Here is a 16,388-nt window from a genome sequence, read left to right on the forward strand (position 1 = left end):
CAGATTAGACCATTGGCCACTATTGTCCATCGTTCAAAAGTGCGATTTTGTATTGTTGTGTCACAGATTCACGGCTACTTTCCGGCCAGGCTTTTGTGCACCACTTCGTAGACATCCCGCGACAACCCACTCTTCTGACTGACTTTTTCCAGGGCAGCTTTCATCTGGTCACCGTGAACCGGAGCAAACTTGCGCCAGCGGGTCAGTGGCGACACCAGCCGCGCCGCAATCTGTGGGTTGCTGTCATCGAGACGGCAGACCTGTTCTGACAGGAACCGGTAACCCGAACCATCTTCCGCATGGAAGGCGGGCAGGTTCTGCCCCGCAAAAGCGCCAATAACCGAGCGGATCTTGTTGGGATTCTTCCAGTCAAACGCCGGGTGCTGCATCAGTTGCTGAATCTGCGGCAGGCTCCCGGTGCGGCCGCTGGCAGCCTGAACAGAGAACCACTGCTCAACCACCTGCGGGTCTTTCTGGAAGCGCTGATAGAAGTCGTCCAACGTCGCCTCGCGATCTTCCTCGAAGTCTGAACCCACCAGGGCTCTGAGTGCCCCCATGCGGTCCGTCATATTGTCGGCATCCGCATACTGCGCCAGAGCAAGTGAGCGCGCCTCATCGTCGTTCACGTGCAGCAACCACGCCAGGGCGGTATTACGCAGGCTGCGGCGGGCGACGGATTCCGGCGTCACCTCATAAACACCACTGAGTGTATTGCGGTGATAACACGCCATCAGGTCGTCCCGAAGTTCGTTAGCCAGGGTACTGAGCACCCGCTCCCGCGCCTGATGAATCGCCTGCACTTCCGGTTTCTCAGCCAGCTCTATCAGGTAGGCCTCGGTTGGCAGTTGCAGCATCTTGGCCACCAGCGCCTGATCCAGACTGTCGTCCGCCAGCAGGCCACGATAGGCAGCAATCAGCCCGGGATCGACCGGCGCAGAATCACCCTGGCCGATCAACGAACGAATCACATCGATGGCCAGCCGCTGACCGGCGTCCCAGCGATTGAAGCCGTCAACATCGTTGCTCATCAGGAAGGTCAACTGCTCCCGGGTCCAGGGGTAGTCCACCCGAACCGGCGCCGAGAAATGTCGCAGCAGCGAAGGCACCGGTCGCTCATCCAGACCATGAAACTCAAAGGACTGCTCGGCCTCGGTCAGCTCAAGCACCCGCTCTTTTGGGGCATCTTGTTCATCAGCGGTCAATGTCAGTGGCAGAGGCTCACCGCCGGCTCCCAACAGGCCCAGCGCAAACGGAATGTGCTGGGGCTTCTTGTTGGTCTGGCCCGGTGTATCCGGAATGGTCTGACTGATTGACAGACGATAAACACCGCTGCTCTGGTCGAAGTCGTCCCGGATGGTAAGTTCCGGGGTTCCGGCCTGCTCATACCACAGGCGGAACTGGGTCAGATCACGACCGCTGGCATCTTCCATGGCTCGCACAAAGTCGTCGGTGGTCACCGCCTGACCGTCATGACGTTCAAAATACAGGTCGCTGCCTTTGCGGAACATTTCATCGCCCAGAAGGGTGCGGATCATGCCCACCACTTCGCAGCCCTTTTCATAAATGGTCAGGGTGTAGAAGTTGGTGATTTCCATGTAGGACTCGGGCCGAACCGGGTGGGCCATCGGGCCCGCATCCTCGGCAAACTGCGCGGTGCGCAGCATGGCTGCGTCTTCAATACGTTTGACGGTTGGCGACCCCATATCCGAAGAGAACTGGGAATCCCGGAACACTGTGAAGCCTTCTTTCAGGCTGAGCTGGAACCAGTCGCGGCAGGTAACCCGATTGCCGGACCAGTTGTGAAAGTACTCGTGGGCCACGATAGACTCGATGCGCTGGAATGCCATGTCGGTGGCGGTTTCCTGGCTGGCCAGTACGCAGGACGAGTTAAAGATATTCAGGCCCTTGTTTTCCATGGCCCCCATGTTGAAATCGTCCACCGCTACAATCATGAAAATATCCAGATCGTATTCGCGGCCGTAGACTTCCTCGTCCCAGCGCATGGCACGCTTCAGGGAGTCCAGGGCATGGTCGCACTTCTCCGCGTTGCGGGGCTCGATGTACATTCTCAGGTCAATGTCACGGCCGGACATGGTGCGGAACGAATCGCGCTTTTCCACCAGATCGCCAGCCACCAGGGCAAACAGGTAGCTGGGCTTGGGGAAGGGGTCTTCCCAGGTCACGTAGTGGCGACCATTTTCCAGGTCGCCTTTTTCCACATCGTTACCGTTGGACAGCAGCACAGGATAGGCGGCTTTGTCCGCTTCCACGCGGGTACGAAAACGCGCCATCACATCCGGGCGGTCCGGGAAATAGGTAATGCAGCGAAAGCCCTGGGCTTCGCACTGGGTACAGAACATGCCCGAGGATTTGTAAAGCCCCTCCAGACGGGTGTTGTTCTGGGGCTCCAGCCAGGTCACCACCGCCAGTTCGAACTGATCCGGAACCGCCGGAACAATCAGCTTTTCACCACGATTGTCATAATCGCCTTCATCCAGGGTTCGGCCATCCAACTGAATCGATTCCAGAGTCAGGCTGTCGCCATCCAGCTCCAGATTCTTTTCCGTGCTATCGCTTTCAGGATTGCGACGCACATTCAGCAGGCTGTGCACCCGCGCCCCGTCCTCAAACAGTTCAAATCGCAGGTCCACGTGATCGACAACGAACGCCGGCACTTTGTAATCTTTCAGGTAAATGGTTTGTGGCTGGCTGGTACGCATGGTTATTCTCCAGAATTGATGTCCCGATAGCCCTCTGAAATCCGGGGCGGGAAGGCGGGCGAAGCCAGATTGCTGCGCCCGGCCTGGTATTTATGAGTTGGGAAATACCCGGAAGCGAACTTCGTAGCCGGTGTATTTCCGGATGTTGATCACGCCGGTATCGAGAATAAGGTACTGCCCTTTTATGCCCTGAAGGACGCCCTCGGCGGTCTGTGCCTTGTCCAGATTGTGAGTTTTCACCTTCTCCGGCCAGACGCTAACCGGGTAACTCAGCCCCAACGCGTCTTCACTGACCGGGCGTATCGCGTCCTCGCCATGTTCCGCCTGAAGTGCCGCAAGGTCATCGGCAATCAGCGCCAACAGGCGGTCCCGCTCCTGGGCAAGATCCATCTCCGGCGCTTCGCCTTTGAGCATGGTGCGCCAGTTGGTCCGGTCCGCTACGTGCTGTTTGCACGCCACTTCCACGAAGCCTGCCAGCTGCCGGGTTGCCACGCGGAGCATCGGAATAGCATCGACAGCGCCCTGGTCAATCCACCGCGTGGGCACCTGGGTGCCCCGGGTTATGCCCACCTTCAGACCCGACGAGTTGGCCAGATAGACCACGTGCTCAACCATACAGTGGGTTTCGCCCCACTCCGGCTCGCGACAGGTGCCCTCATGATAGTGGCATTTTTCCGGGCTCATGATACAGGTATCGCAGGCCGCCAGTTTCCTGAAGCAGGGGAAGCAGAAGCCCTGACTGAAACTCTTACTGGTTTTGCGATCACAGTTGATGCAGCGGATAACCCCGTCAAAGTCCAGCCGCACCGACTGGCCCAGAAGCTCATTCATGGGCAAACGGGTATCTCCCAACAGCAGGCTATAACTCACCGGGCTGCCGGCCTCGGCAGGCATCTTACGGAGGCGTCCGGTGATGTCCACAGTGGCGGTCAAGATTTCACCTCAAAGAAATTGCCGGCCTCATCCGGGCTTCCTTTCGTCGTCCGGGAAACACTGGGATCACAGGCCGTTCCGGCTTTTTTACCACGATCGAGGTAACCGACCCGCTGCTCCGTGGGGACCTGGTGGTGTTCTTCGTAGTAAATGATGGCCTCCATGCAGATCGTGCGCTGTTCCGGGGTCAGCTTGCGGCCATCCGGCCACTTGCCAAGCTCCAGAGACCGCTTCAGGTTCTGGTAAACCGAAGGATCCAGCCGTTTGATCAGCTCGTCGTAGGTCATTCTGCTCTCCCGTTTGCTCGCTGGGAAAAAGTTTCTGGAAAACGTTGACACACGCAAATGATAATGATTATCATTGCATTACCAAGTGTCCGAAAACGTTCATTTGGTCTCTCTCATCAGAGCTTACATGCTCTCTTTCATGCCCCACCACATTGTGGGGCTTTTTTTGGCACCGGCAGAATCAGCGCAAGCACCAACCCGGCCAGGAATCCGCCCAGGTGCGCTTCATTGGCCATTCGCCCCAGGCCCATCATTTCCGGTAACGGGGTAAAGCCCAGAACCATCCAGCCCACCGCAAAGGTAACCAGCGCCGGCGGAAACTGGAACCGCGCCTGGCGGCGCTGGCTGAGCCAGCAATAGCCAAGGATACCGTAGACAAACCCTGACAGCCCGCCGAAAAACGGGCCCGACATCAGGTACTGCAGTCCATTTGATAACAGGCTGGTCACCAGAAACAGCACGATCAGCCGCTGGCGACCATCAAACCATTCAATCTGACTCCCCAGAAACCAGAGCATGACGGCATTGAACACGATATGGGTCATGCTGAAATGCAGAAAATCCGGGCTCAGCAAGCGCCAGACCTCACCGCTGGACATGGTAGCCACCAGTGCCTGAATTCGCTCCGCCAGACTTCCCCACTCATAAACTCTGGGGTCGGTAACCATCAGATAGGCCGACATGGCATTCTGTCCCAGACCCGTTAACCAGGCAGCCACGCCAGCAATCACAATCAGCGCCAGGACCAAAGGCGCGTGTCTGGGCGAGGGCTGCCAGCGACCCCGGACAAACACCGGGGACGCCGCCGCCTCATTCACTCGCTCACGCAGATGCGGCTCGCTCAGATACCGGTCAAGCGCCTGAAGAACCGGCTGGGTATGCTCGGCATTTTCCAGCCACAGAACCTGGACACCGCCCTCCTCGGTGATCCGGTGCACCACGCCCTGCGCGGTCAGCCAATGGCTGAAACCGGCCAGGTCATCACCGCTTTCAATCTGTTTAACCCGGTACAGAAATCACCTCGCTATGCTGTCTTCACTGGTGGGGTAGTCCGCCTGTTCGGGCCGCTCTACATCCACCCAGACAAATTTGTCCCGGGAAAGTTGCTGTTCACCATCCAGGCGATAAGCAACCAGTTTGCCGTATTTGACCGCGCTAAAGTCGATACAGGCCACATTATGCTTCAGCGGCGCCGGCTTGCCTTCCATCCAGTAATGCCCGACAAACACCGGCGGCGCGGTCTCCGGGTAACTGCAAAGTTGGGCCCGCTCATTGTCGGTCAATTCCCGGCAGGCTACATCCGCCGGCAGGGGGTCAGGCTGAAACACCACATCGGCGTAGGTTTTGGGGTTATCCGCCCAGAACTTGGTGCGGAAAAACTCGCGCACATAGCCATCCCGCCCGGTAATTTTCACCCCAGGCGGCAGGCGCAGATCGGTGCCGCGCAACAGTGTGTCCATCACCTGCCCGGCAAACGATTCAATGGCGGCTGAGGCATGAAGGAAATCATCGTCAATGCAGGCGCCGCCCTGGTGGGCCTTGAATTTTTCAATCAGCCCGCTGTCCCAGCAGGCATGTACCGCACGGAAATCTGGCTCGTCGATAAACAGCGGGATTGTGTAGAACCATTCCAGGAATTCGTTCCACTCGTGGGGATAGTGCTCGAACTGTTCCATGGTTTCACGAATCAGCCGATCATGGCGGGGGTTATGTTCCCGCAGCCATTTCTTGCCGGTGCCCGGACGCGCCCGGGTGCAGTAGCCAAGGGCGTTGTATTCGTGATTGCCCATCACAATGCGGGCCGAACCGTGTTCGACCATGTCCCGCACAAGGTGCAGGGATTCACGGATGCGCGGACCGCGGTCAATAATATCGCCAATAAAAATGGCCTGGCGGCTGTCGTGCTGATAAACCCCGTTGCGCTTGCGGTAGCCCATCTGGTCCAGCAGGCGGGTCAGGGTATGGGCACAGCCGTGAATGTCGCCAATAATGTCGTAGCCGCGGCTCGCGCTTCTTTTCTGAAATGCCATGGTTAACTCGCTGCGATTTCGCTGGCCCAACCAAGCTTGTCCCGGCAGGTGGCGTAGAAATTATGGTCTACCGGATGTATCAGGCGGATCTTGAACGGCTTTTTAGTGATACGGATGATATCCCCGGGGGCGCAGGCAATGTTCATCTGGCCGTCAAAACTGATCTGCGGGTAGGTTTCGTTGGTTTCGCCAATCACCAGCTTGATTTCACTTTTACCGTCTACCACGATCGGCCGGCTGCTGAGGGTGTGAGGGAACATAGGCACCAGCACCACCGCATCCAGCTTGGGGTGCATGATTGGCCCGCCGGCAGACAGAGAGTAAGCCGTCGAACCGGTGGGTGTAGACACAATCAACCCGTCCGAACGCTGGCTGTAAACAAAGTGCCCATCAATATAAAGGTCGAAGCCGATCATCCGGGTGGATTTACCCGGGTGCAGCACCACATCGTTCAGTGCTGTGCCGAAACCCAGAGGCTGGCCGTTGCGTTCAACATGACCATCCAGCAGGAACCTGGTTTCTTCAATGTATTCACCCTGAAGTACCTTCTCAAGGCGTTCTTCCAGGTCGGAGGGGGATATATCGGTCAAGAAGCCCAGCCTTCCCCGGTTGACCCCGAGCAGGGGAATCTTGGATTTGGCCAGTTCCCGGGCCGCACCCAGCAGACTGCCATCGCCACCAACCACAATGACCAGATCGCAGATTTCACCCAGAAGCTTTTTGCTGGCCACCTGAAGCCCGTGCCCAGGCAGCATGGTCGAGGTGTCTTCCTCGATAATCACATGGTAGTTGTTGTTGATCAGATACTGCTTGAGCTGCCTGAGTGATTCGACAACCTTAGAGCTGCCCATGCGGCCGATAACGCCGATGTTCCTGAATTGATCCATGAAACGTCCTGTGGGTGTCTGTATGAAGTCAGGCTCGTGTAATGCCTGAGCTCACCATACTAACGAAATACGGCGGGATTCTGAAAAAGTTCGCGTTAATTGGTTTGATATCCGGGAGCCGGGCTCAGCTCTGCTCTGCCACCGGTTGATGGTGTTCACAGAGGTCGTCTACGCCGGGGCGAAATTCCGAAGGCTGGCTGACCCGCATGACCGGCTCCTCGCAGGATTTGCCCTTTTCATCCTTATGGCAGCAGACCGGGTTTTCATAATGCTCCAGCCATTGCCGGTAAGCAGGCTCGTTCAGGCCGCAACGCTCCGCTGCGTATGACACCGGGTTTCTGAAGTAGGATTCAATGTCGTCAAACGGCAGGGTCACATGGCCCACGCCCGGATGGTAGGCCACAAGAAAAACCGAGTGATTCTGCAGATGCTCCATTACCGAATTCTCGGTGGGCGTCTGATGCTTCAGATCGTAATTTTCCTGCTCGAGGGCCACAATTTTTTCATCACGCAGTTCCAGCTCGCGCTGGCGCCGATCCAGTTGCTCTTTCAACAAGACCACTTCGGCGCTGGCAGCTGCGCCTTCGCGGTCCTTGCTGGCTGCCTCATTGGTGATCTGCTCCTGCATACTCAGATACTGTTCGTTTCGCTCTGCCAGGCGCTTCTTGAGCTGCTCGTTGCTCAGTTTCTGGCGTTCGAACCGCTGCTGAACATCAGCCAGCTCATTACGCAGAGTCTGCAGTTCATGGCGGTTTTCCCGCTGCAGATCGGAAAGCGCGTCCCGATGAACACTCTGAAGGGTTTTGATGCGAAGCCGCTGCTCCCGGATCAGCTGGGCCAGACGAGCGCGATCGGCCGCTGCACCGGCCTCTTCACCTGAGCCAGACACACTTCCCGGTTCTGCTGAAAGCACCGGTATGTTTTCCTCGGACGGCGGTTCTATTTTCCGGAGTTTCAGGGAATTGGCATCGACCACCCGACGAATCGACTGGAAATGGTTACTGCCGGGAGTCATGTCCGGGTCCCAGAGTTCGTCCGCATTCACCGATTCCGGACACTGGCTCCGGCACACAAGGCGGATCGGCCCGCCACCCAGATCAGGGCCTTTGGCACCCTGCCTGGCCAATTGCTCTACCGGCAGGTTCCAGCTGGCGTCGGCGCGGCCTTCTTCATCGAAATAGATGCGAAAAAACACCAGAGCACGAATGGTCAGGGCCGGGCTGATAAGCACAAAAACGGCTCTTACATCAGAGTCAGCAAGGTCGGACAGACCCACATAGCCGTCCAGGAAGGCGCCAAATTCCGAGGCACGCATTTGCCTGGACACAGTACTGCCGTCCATAAAAAACACTGCCGAGTAATCTTCACCCACCTGTTCGGCAGACGCCATTGCACACTCCCGCTATCCGAATTCCTGAAATCAAATCTGCGGATAACAGTCTAGCCGGTCCAGGACCGGCTAACACTGTGAATGTGCAACATTTTGTGACCGTAAGGTTTAAAGTTCGGCGGCCAGGCGGCTGCCCTGATCAATCGCGCGCTTGGCGTCCAGCTCCGCCGCCACGTCAGCACCACCGATCAGATGCACATTGACACCTGCATCCTGAAGGCTCTGCTGCAGCTCTCGAAGCGGGTCCTGACCGGCGCATATAATGATGGTGTCTACCGGCAGAACCCGGTCCTCACCCTGCTCGGCGCCTTTGGGGGTAATGGTCACGTGCAGGCCTTCGTCGTCGATCTTGCGGTAGGTCACGCCGGGTACCATCTGCACCTGGCGGTGTTTGAGAGACGTCCGGTGAATCCAGCCGGTGGTTTTGCCCAGATTCTTGCCCACTTTCGAGGTTTTGCGCTGAAGCAGGTAGACCTCACGGGCCGGCTCCGGCATTTCCGGGGTCATGCCCTTGATGCCGCCACGGTGCTCCACCGTCAGATCCACGCCCCATTCCCGCATGAAGTGCGCCGGGTCCAGCGCCGCCGATGTTCCCTTGTGAACGATAAACTCGGACACGTCGAAGCCAATACCGCCTGCGCCAATCACCGCGACTTTCTGGCCAACCGGTTTGCGCTCAAGCAGCGCGTCCAGGTAGCCAATCACTTTGGGGTGGTCAATGCCTTCGATTTCTGGCGTTCTCGGTTTCACGCCCGTGGCCAGTACCACATGGTCAAAACCACCCGCTTTCAGATCTTCGGCGCTGACGCGGTTGTTCAGGCGTACGTCCACGCCATGCTTGTCCAGCATGACCTTGAAATAGCGCAGGGTCTCGTAGAATTCCTCCTTGCCGGGAATCAGTTTGGCCACATTGAACTGGCCGCCGATTTCCTTGCCGTCGTCAAAAAGGGTCACCGAATGGCCGCGTTCGGCGGCGACAGAGGCAAAAGCCAGCCCGGCCGGCCCGCCGCCAACCACTGCGATCTTCCGGGGCTCGGCGGTTTTCACATAGTTAAGCTCGGTTTCATGGCAGGCCCGTGGATTCACCAGGCAGGAGGTCAGCTTGCCACTGAAGGTATGGTCCAGACAGGCCTGATTGCAGCCAATACAGGTATTGATTTCCTGGGCCCGGTCTTCAATGGCTTTCTGCATCAGGTCGGCATCCGCCAGGAAAGGCCGTGCCATGGACACCATGTCGGCGTCGCCTTCGGCCAGGATTTTTTCCGCCACCTCCGGCATGTTGATGCGGTTGGTCGTCACCAGCGGAATACTCACTTCATCTTTCAGGCGGCCGGTGACCTTGGTGAAAGCGCCTCGTGGCACAGACGTGGCGATGGTAGGCACACGGGCTTCGTGCCAGCCGATCCCAGTGTTGATAATGGTCGCCCCGGCCTTCTCAATTTCTTTCGCCAATTGCACCACTTCCTCCCAGGTGCTGCCGTCTTCAATCAGGTCCAGCATGGACAGGCGGTAAATCAGAATGAACTTTTCCCCGACCCGCTCTCGAACCCGGCGAACGATTTCGATGGGCAGGCGAATCCGGTTCTCGTAGCTGCCGCCCCAACGGTCGGTGCGGTCGTTGGTGTGCTTCACGATGAACTGGTTGATGAAGTAGCCTTCCGAGCCCATGATTTCGACACCGTCATAGCCCGCCTCCTGGGCCAGCGCCGCGCAGTTCACGTAGTCAGTGATCTGCTTTTCAATGCCTTCTTCGTCCAGCGCTTTGGGCTTGAGCGGGTTGATCGGTGCCTGAATGTCGGACGGTGCCACCAGCTGGGGATGATAGGCGTAACGGCCAGCGTGAAGGATCTGCATACAGATCCGGCCATCGGCCTCATGAACCGCTCTGGTGATTACCTTGTGCTTTTCCGCTTCTTCCGGAGTGCTCATTTTGGCGGCATGCTGGAAGACCGCGCCTTCTTCGTTGGGACCAATGCCGCCGGTCACGATGAGGCCCACTCCGCCCCGGGCACGGTCGGCATAGAATCTGGCCAGGCGGTCAAAACCGTTCTTCGCCTCTTCAAGCCCGGTGTGCATCGAACCCATCAGGGCACGATTTCGCAGGGTCACAAAGCCCAGGTCCAGCGGCTCAAGCAGGTGTGGGTAGCGGTCTACGCCAGCGGAAGTTGCGGTCATGGTCTCTCCAAAGCTTGTTGTTGGTTGATCAATGCCTATGGTCAGCCGCTAAGTTATCCCGCGACAGTATCACCGCCAATATCCTGAAATTACATTTTATTGTCTTTAAATTGCATGTCTGACAATATCAGGCCATGAAACCAAACCCCAGACGTACCAATTCCCTGGGCGAACTGAGCGTGCTTTATGCTTCTGTTCTGTCAAGAGCCGTCGCAGCGCAGGGTCATAACCCGACGCCATTGCTTGACCGATTCGGCCTCAGCAATCAGTCATTGGGCTCGCCGGAAACCAGAATCAGTATTCCCCGCTTCATGCGCCTGGGGGAAGCTGCCATTCGCCTTACCGGAAATCCTGCTCTGGGCCTGACCATGGGCCAACATTCCCGGCCAGTGGATGCCGGGATCGCCGGGCTGGCGGCACAGTGTGCACCGACTACCGGTGAAGCGCTCAACACACTGATCCGGTTTTCCGTGCTCACCAGCCACAACAGCCGCGGCACGCCCTGGGTGTCAGACCGGGGCCTGACGGCGAATTTCTATTCCATCAGGCCCTACAATCCGTTCAACTTTTTTGTGGTGGACTCGGTGCTGTCCGCCTGGACCCGGTTCCTCAGGGTTGTCTCAGGCCAACTGCATGTACTGGAGCGGGTAAAAATCGAGTATCCGTCCCAGGGGATGGATGCGGAATTTGAAGCCTGGTTTGGGTGCCCGGTTCAGTTTGGCGCCGCTGGCAATTCCATTCACCTGTTACCAACGATCAGAGACGCTCCATCGCTTCAGGACCAGCCGGGAATGTTTGATCTGTTGGGCCGGCAATGCGAGCGTCAGCTACTGAAAATCCGTTCAAGCTGGACCATGGGCGACCGGGTAAAAGATAGGCTGGCGCCCCTGCTGCAGGGGGATACGCCGGAGATGGCAACCGTTGCCGATCAACTGGGCATAGCGCCCTGGACGTTGCAACGGCAACTGAAGGAAGAAGGGACGGGGTTCCGGGAGTTACTGGACGAGACCCGCCAAGAACTGGCCAGCGAATACATTCGTGAAACCAGAACGTCTATCTCGGAAATTGCCTGGCTGCTTGGCTTTGCCAATCCGGCGGCATTTCACAAGGCATGGAAGCGCTGGTTCAATACCAGCCCGGCCGAACACCGGAAACGATATCTGAACGAGCAGAAAGCGAAAGGTCTGCTTTCGAGGATCCGCTAGGGGCCCTCAAAGCTCGGTCGCATCGTCCTGCTCGATATCATCGTCGTAATCTTCAAACTGGCTGGCAATCAGGTCTTCCTGATAATCAGACATGACAAACTCCTGCTCCTGATGGTTTGGAACAGTATTGACGCAAAATGTGTCAGGGGAATGACGAAAAATGGAGAAAAACCGGAAGAAAAATGGCGGAGCGGACGGGACTCGAACCCGCGACCCCCGGCGTGACAGGCCGGTATTCTAACCAGCTGAACTACCGCTCCGCATCGATCCGGGCATGGGGTCTGCCTGAATCATAACCGGATGGGGTCATCCGGCTGTGCTTGAAAGTGGTGGGCGGTACTGGGATCGAACCAGTGACCCTCGCCTTGTAAGGGCGATGCTCTCCCAGCTGAGCTAACCGCCCACTTCTGTAGCACACTAACTGCTTCTAAAACTCCCGACTACGGAGCCTAGAACCCACTTTCCGAGCCACCGAACGGGTCGCTGTCTCAATCAAGTGAGGGGGGCATTTTAAGCATTTGGCCGACAGTGTCAAATGCTTTTCAGGAATTCTTTGGCCTTTCTTCGACTGTTTTCTGGCCCGCTTTCAGCGCCTTGTTCCGCAAGGATAATTCGCTGACCCTGCGCCTCCGGCCATCCGGCAGAGCCTGTTCGGCAAGCGAGCGATTGAATTCATCCAGTCGCTCAATAATCGCGGCCAACCGACGCTCGGCTTCCTCTTTAAATGACATTTCCGGATTCCTGCAATTAATCACTCACCAAGAGTCTAGCGCGAATCAGAAAATCCACCAGCCGTCACCGGCTTCCGCCTCTGCTTTACGTTCTCTTTCCCGTTCAATGGCCGCGTATTCCCGCTCCAGCTCTTTCAGCTTCCGATCGGTTTCCAGCGGCACGGTCGGGCCACCGCCAAATGGCCAGAACCAGGACGGCTCGTTGTACTGACCCTCCGCCCTCAGGCGTTCGATTTCCTGCTCCCGCTCTTCTTCAAGCAACTCAAGGTGGCGCTCGTAATCATCGTCTTCATTTTTCTCAACAATGGACGCTGCCGCGTGGTTGGGTGCCAGCAGATCGCTGTTGAGAAAACGCGTCGACACAATCTCATCGGACTGCATCGCGTACTCACGGGTGACCAGCTGCAAATCACCGGACCGGAGGGGATGATCCTCTGGCAATTCAGGATGGTTCGATTCCGGCGGTTCTACCTCGCTGTAACGCAGGTAGTAGATGCGCCCAGGTTCGGTCTCCAGCTTGGCGTCGGCAATCATGCTGAGACTGAACGAATTCAGGCCCTCCAGCCCCAATAGCGGACGACGCATCTGGATGTGCCGCTGACCAGGGCTGACTTCCAGCCAGGTAAAGCTGTCGTTCCGGAAATTGAAGTAGTGGGTGTCGTCGATATAAACGCTGGGCGATTCAATTTCCTGCGACGCCCACTCCGAGTGGGGCCGGTAGAAATACATCAGAGCATTGTCACGGCTCCATTCATCGTTTTCGATATGAACGAAATCATGGCCGGACACCGGATGCACATAACCGCCCACGCTCTTGCCTATGGACATGTAGATAGAACAGGCGGGCATCAATGCAACCAGCGAGACCACCAGCAGCAACCTGGCCAGCCTGTGCCGAGGCGCATTACCGCACAAAGAAAATCGGGTCATCATTGTTGTTCACTCTTCGTCCTTTGGTGAGTGACCCGATCTTAACAACAACGATTTGCCAGAACTGAGAGCTAACGCAAGAGATGGCTACAAACTGTTACACAGCCGCCCTTACTGACTACCGGCCCTCAGCTGGCTGACCTCCTCAGACAACCTGACCAGCCGTGATGTCAGCTGGGCACGGGAGGCATCAATGGATTCCACGGTGCGTTTCAGGCTCGAAAGTTCGGAGCGCAGGGACTCGATCTCGCCGCCGGACAGCGACTGGGTTGTTTTCTCCAGCGAAGAAATACGCCCTTCAAGACCGTCGATGGTCAGGGATTGTTCCCGCTCAAAGCGCTTGAGCCGGCTCTCGATCTGGTCATCAACAGCGGCAACGGAAGCCTGCATCACATCCAGTGCCGACTGCTGGCTGTCAATTCTTTCGGCCTGGGCGGCAATTGCCCGGGTTAGTGAGGATTCAAGAGCTTCAGTTCTCGCAGCCAACGCCTTCTCAAGTTCGCTGATGGCCGAAGCGAGTGACTGGCGCTCGGAAGCCGCCTCTTCGACCGCCTCATCAACCCCGTCAAGCCGTGCCTGGTGCTCATCAAGACGGGCCTTATTGCGGTCATTCGCCACACCCCACAGCTTGCGGATCTCACTGTCGGCGGTGTCCAATCGCTCGGCCTGGGCGCTGAGTCTCTGTTCAATGGACTGACCCGTTTCCTCGAGATCCTCGCCGGTCTCCGACAACTCACCTTCGAAGCGGGCGATCGCCAGTTTGCTCTGCCTTGCCCCATAGTCCGCTTCTTCAAGCTGGCTCTCCATGTACGCAATCCGCTGGCCCTGCTGATACCATCCTGCAGCCCCGACCCCTGCGACAATCAGCAGTAGCAGCATGAAAAGCGGGCTGGCCGATTTCTTACCGCCGCCCTGGCGACCATTGTGCCCTCCACCGTCGCCACCATCGCCACCGCCGCCGGATCTGCCCCTGGGAGAGCTCCTGGTCTTTTCGGGCTTCCTTGCCTTTGGCGGTTCTGGCCTGCTGTCACGGGTGGCGCGTAACTCATCGTCGTCAGGTCGAATAGGCTCCATTACAACTCCGGTCTGTGGACGTTTGTGAAGGTAAGGCCTGATAATACCCGTATGTTCCAGCGCTTCAAATCAATAAGGACCACTGGCCCGGCCAAACCGCACCACAGGCGGGTTTGCAAGGCATGAGGGCGACACATACAATGGTCGGCTTTTCAACGAATCAGGACTGTTGCATATGCAGCCGCTTGTAGGACTTATCATGGGCTCAAAGTCAGACTGGCCCACCATGGAAAACGCCGCCAACATGCTGGAGAAGCTGGGCGTGCCCTATGAAACCAAAGTCGTTTCTGCCCATCGCACACCAGATCTGCTTTTCGATTACGCCAAAACGGCCTCTGATCGCGGGCTAAAGGTGATTATCGCGGGCGCCGGCGGTGCAGCACACCTGCCTGGCATGGTTGCGTCCCAGACTTCGTTGCCTGTTCTGGGGGTTCCCGTTCAGTCGAAAGCACTGAACGGCCTTGATTCGCTTTTATCCATCGCTCAAATGCCCGGAGGTATTGCCGTCGGCACACTGGCGATCGGAAAAGCCGGGGCCACAAACGCGGGCCTGCTTGCGGCCCAGATCATCGGCACTTTCGATGACGACGTCCGCAAGGCCGTTGATGAATTCCGAGCAAACCAGACGCAGACGGTTCTGGAAAACCCTGATCCACGTGATCAGTGAATGCAGCTCAAAAGTCTGCTGACCAGGTAGGGGAAGGCTTTCCAAAACTGTGCGGAGCCATGGATGGCGGAGCCCAAGCGTCACATGGACGTGCCGTAAGGAGCGTGTTTTGGAAAGCCTGCCCCTACCTGGTCACAACACCAAAACTTGTAGACGCCCGAGGATTAGCAGGAGATAGACGATGAGAATTGGTGTACTGGGTGCTGGCCAATTAGGTCGTATGCTGGCTCTGTCGGGTTATCCGCTGGCCAAGACCTTCGTGTTTTACGATATGTCCGGCAGCCCAAGCGCCGGCCTGGGTGAAGTGATGATTGACCGGGAAGGTCAGTACCTGGATGACTTCATTTCCCGGGTCGACCGGGTTACCTACGAGTTTGAACACCTTCCCGTCGAAGTTGCAGAGCGGATCGCCAGGGAAAGACCGGTGCACCCCTCCCCTCGCGCGCTTCAGGTGTGCCAGAACAGAGAAGCCGAAAAAACGCTCTTCGGTGAACTGGGCATACCAACGCCCGAATGGAAAATCGTCGATAGCGCCGAGGCCCTGCAGGCCGCCGCCGAGGAACTGGGCTGCCCGGTGGTGGCAAAAACCAATACCGAAGGCTATGACGGCAAGGGCCAGGCCGTACTCCGTTCACCGGAAGACGCCGTTGACGCCTGGGCGTCCATCAATCACCCACGGCTGATTGTGGAGAAATTCGTTGATTTCCGTCGGGAAGTGTCGATTATTGCCGTCCGTTCTGAAACCGGCGACCTGGCGTTCTACCCGATGGCCGAGAATACCCATCATCAGGGCATCCTTCGTTACTCCATAGCGCCGGCACCCCGTCTTGAAAAACACGTTCAGGAAGATGCGGAGCGCTACATCAAAGCGCTTTTGAACGAACTGGGCTATGTTGGCGTATTGACTCTCGAGCTTTTCGAAACGGCCGAGGGCCTTGTGGCCAATGAAATGGCCCCGCGGGTTCACAATTCCGGGCACTGGACCATTGAAGGTGCCATGACCAGCCAGTTCGAGAACCATATCCGCGCGGTCAGCGGCCACCCCCTGGGCAATGTCGCGCCCCGTGGCGTCAGCTGCATGATCAACATCATTGGCGAGCATGGGGAGATCGATCGCATTCTTGAACTGCCCTACGCCCACGTTCATCTCTACAACAAGGGTGAGCGCCCGGGTCGAAAGCTGGGGCACATCAATATTCTGGCGGACAGTTACGAAGAGCTGGTCTGGCGGGTAAAGAACTGCGCCCAGTTTCTGCCCGGCTGCCCCGAATTTCAAAGCTCTTTGGCCTCAAAGGGTTGATATAAACAATGTCATCCCTATAGTTAAACAACAGCTTTTAACAAACCGAGAGAGAGGGA

14 protein-coding genes and 2 tRNA genes are annotated in these 16,388 nt (G+C 57.4%); 3 read left to right on the forward strand and 13 right to left on the reverse strand.

Annotated features, from left to right (window positions below):
- Window positions 1–74: 74 nt before the first annotated feature.
- From pepN to E5Q11_RS06170, 8 genes are all read right to left on the reverse strand, one after another.
- Window positions 75–2,720 carry an aminopeptidase N gene (gene pepN / locus E5Q11_RS06135; protein WP_135802542.1) on the reverse strand — a complete coding sequence of 882 codons (2,646 nt, stop codon included), beginning with the start codon at window positions 2,718–2,720 and terminating at the stop codon, window positions 75–77.
- A 90-nt stretch (window positions 2,721–2,810) separates the two neighbouring features.
- Window positions 2,811–3,614: a DUF2797 domain-containing protein gene (locus E5Q11_RS06140; RefSeq protein WP_404802756.1), complete on the reverse strand. Its 804-nt coding sequence runs from the start codon at window positions 3,612–3,614 to the stop codon at window positions 2,811–2,813.
- 35 nt (window positions 3,615–3,649) lie between these two features.
- Entirely contained in the window at window positions 3,650–3,940 is a 291-nt protein-coding gene (locus E5Q11_RS06145; protein WP_135802544.1) for a YeaC family protein, read from the reverse strand.
- A 137-nt stretch (window positions 3,941–4,077) separates the two neighbouring features.
- Window positions 4,078–4,953 (reverse strand): rhomboid family intramembrane serine protease, encoded by an 876-nt coding sequence (locus E5Q11_RS06150; protein ID WP_135802545.1) that lies wholly within the window; start codon window positions 4,951–4,953, stop codon window positions 4,078–4,080.
- Between the two features lie 3 nt (window positions 4,954–4,956).
- Entirely contained in the window at window positions 4,957–5,970 is a 1,014-nt protein-coding gene (locus tag E5Q11_RS06155) for a metallophosphoesterase (protein WP_135802546.1), read from the reverse strand.
- A 2-nt stretch (window positions 5,971–5,972) separates the two neighbouring features.
- Window positions 5,973–6,857 carry an NAD(+) kinase gene (locus E5Q11_RS06160; RefSeq protein ID WP_135802547.1) on the reverse strand — a complete coding sequence of 295 codons (885 nt, stop codon included), beginning with the start codon at window positions 6,855–6,857 and terminating at the stop codon, window positions 5,973–5,975.
- Window positions 6,858–6,981: 124 nt separating this feature from the next.
- Window positions 6,982–8,247, reverse strand: a complete 1,266-nt coding sequence (locus E5Q11_RS06165) for a DNA repair protein (protein ID WP_135802548.1) — start codon at window positions 8,245–8,247, stop codon at window positions 6,982–6,984.
- Window positions 8,248–8,355: 108 nt separating this feature from the next.
- Window positions 8,356–10,422 carry an NADPH-dependent 2,4-dienoyl-CoA reductase gene (locus tag E5Q11_RS06170; protein WP_135802549.1) on the reverse strand — a complete coding sequence of 689 codons (2,067 nt, stop codon included), beginning with the start codon at window positions 10,420–10,422 and terminating at the stop codon, window positions 8,356–8,358.
- Window positions 10,423–10,556: 134 nt separating this feature from the next.
- Here E5Q11_RS06170 and E5Q11_RS06175 point away from each other — a divergent pair, with 134 nt between their 5' ends.
- Window positions 10,557–11,627 carry an AraC family transcriptional regulator gene (locus E5Q11_RS06175; RefSeq protein ID WP_135802550.1) on the forward strand — a complete coding sequence of 357 codons (1,071 nt, stop codon included), beginning with the start codon at window positions 10,557–10,559 and terminating at the stop codon, window positions 11,625–11,627.
- 183 nt (window positions 11,628–11,810) lie between these two features.
- On the opposite strand, the gene E5Q11_RS06180 is transcribed toward E5Q11_RS06175, so the two are convergent.
- The 5 genes from E5Q11_RS06180 to E5Q11_RS06200 all read right to left on the reverse strand — a co-directional run bounded on the left by E5Q11_RS06180 (window position 11,811) and on the right by E5Q11_RS06200 (window position 14,362).
- A tRNA-Asp gene (locus E5Q11_RS06180) sits at window positions 11,811–11,887 on the reverse strand.
- Window positions 11,888–11,954: 67 nt separating this feature from the next.
- Window positions 11,955–12,030 (reverse strand) — tRNA-Val (locus tag E5Q11_RS06185).
- Window positions 12,031–12,169: 139 nt separating this feature from the next.
- Window positions 12,170–12,358 (reverse strand): hypothetical protein, encoded by a 189-nt coding sequence (locus E5Q11_RS06190; RefSeq protein ID WP_135802551.1) that lies wholly within the window; start codon window positions 12,356–12,358, stop codon window positions 12,170–12,172.
- Between the two features lie 45 nt (window positions 12,359–12,403).
- Window positions 12,404–13,207: a DUF2846 domain-containing protein gene (locus E5Q11_RS06195; protein WP_404802757.1), complete on the reverse strand. Its 804-nt coding sequence runs from the start codon at window positions 13,205–13,207 to the stop codon at window positions 12,404–12,406.
- A gap of 192 nt (window positions 13,208–13,399) precedes the next feature.
- Window positions 13,400–14,362, reverse strand: a complete 963-nt coding sequence (locus tag E5Q11_RS06200) for a coiled-coil domain-containing protein (protein ID WP_135802552.1) — start codon at window positions 14,360–14,362, stop codon at window positions 13,400–13,402.
- Window positions 14,363–14,537: 175 nt separating this feature from the next.
- Between E5Q11_RS06200 and purE the strand changes: the two genes are divergently transcribed.
- Both purE and E5Q11_RS06210 read left to right on the forward strand, forming a co-directional pair.
- Window positions 14,538–15,029 (forward strand): 5-(carboxyamino)imidazole ribonucleotide mutase, encoded by a 492-nt coding sequence (purE, locus tag E5Q11_RS06205; protein ID WP_135802553.1) that lies wholly within the window; start codon window positions 14,538–14,540, stop codon window positions 15,027–15,029.
- A gap of 181 nt (window positions 15,030–15,210) precedes the next feature.
- Window positions 15,211–16,329 (forward strand): 5-(carboxyamino)imidazole ribonucleotide synthase, encoded by a 1,119-nt coding sequence (locus E5Q11_RS06210; RefSeq protein WP_135802554.1) that lies wholly within the window; start codon window positions 15,211–15,213, stop codon window positions 16,327–16,329.
- Window positions 16,330–16,388 lie beyond the last annotated feature (59 nt).

It is taken from the genome of Marinobacter confluentis, assembly GCF_004785685.1.
GTDB classification, from domain to species: Bacteria; Pseudomonadota; Gammaproteobacteria; order Pseudomonadales; family Oleiphilaceae; genus Marinobacter; species Marinobacter confluentis.

What these genes read in the sequence shown, in the direction of transcription:
- E5Q11_RS06140 (WP_404802756.1), bottom strand. Translation starts at nt 3,614, where the DNA reads ATGCCTGCCGAGGCCGGCAGCCCGGTGAGTTATAGCCTGCTGTTGGGA.
- purE (WP_135802553.1), top strand. Translation starts at nt 14,538, where the DNA reads ATGCAGCCGCTTGTAGGACTTATCATGGGCTCAAAGTCAGACTGGCCC.
- E5Q11_RS06155 (WP_135802546.1), bottom strand. Translation starts at nt 5,970, where the DNA reads ATGGCATTTCAGAAAAGAAGCGCGAGCCGCGGCTACGACATTATTGGC.
- E5Q11_RS06210 (WP_135802554.1), top strand. Translation starts at nt 15,211, where the DNA reads ATGAGAATTGGTGTACTGGGTGCTGGCCAATTAGGTCGTATGCTGGCT.
- E5Q11_RS06195 (WP_404802757.1), bottom strand. Translation starts at nt 13,207, where the DNA reads ATGCCCGCCTGTTCTATCTACATGTCCATAGGCAAGAGCGTGGGCGGT.
- E5Q11_RS06145 (WP_135802544.1), bottom strand. Translation starts at nt 3,940, where the DNA reads ATGACCTACGACGAGCTGATCAAACGGCTGGATCCTTCGGTTTACCAG.
- E5Q11_RS06175 (WP_135802550.1), top strand. Translation starts at nt 10,557, where the DNA reads ATGAAACCAAACCCCAGACGTACCAATTCCCTGGGCGAACTGAGCGTG.
- E5Q11_RS06200 (WP_135802552.1), bottom strand. Translation starts at nt 14,362, where the DNA reads ATGGAGCCTATTCGACCTGACGACGATGAGTTACGCGCCACCCGTGAC.
- E5Q11_RS06165 (WP_135802548.1), bottom strand. Translation starts at nt 8,247, where the DNA reads ATGGCGTCTGCCGAACAGGTGGGTGAAGATTACTCGGCAGTGTTTTTT.
- E5Q11_RS06190 (WP_135802551.1), bottom strand. Translation starts at nt 12,358, where the DNA reads ATGTCATTTAAAGAGGAAGCCGAGCGTCGGTTGGCCGCGATTATTGAG.
- pepN (WP_135802542.1), bottom strand. Translation starts at nt 2,720, where the DNA reads ATGCGTACCAGCCAGCCACAAACCATTTACCTGAAAGATTACAAAGTG.
- E5Q11_RS06170 (WP_135802549.1), bottom strand. Translation starts at nt 10,422, where the DNA reads ATGACCGCAACTTCCGCTGGCGTAGACCGCTACCCACACCTGCTTGAG.
- E5Q11_RS06160 (WP_135802547.1), bottom strand. Translation starts at nt 6,857, where the DNA reads ATGGATCAATTCAGGAACATCGGCGTTATCGGCCGCATGGGCAGCTCT.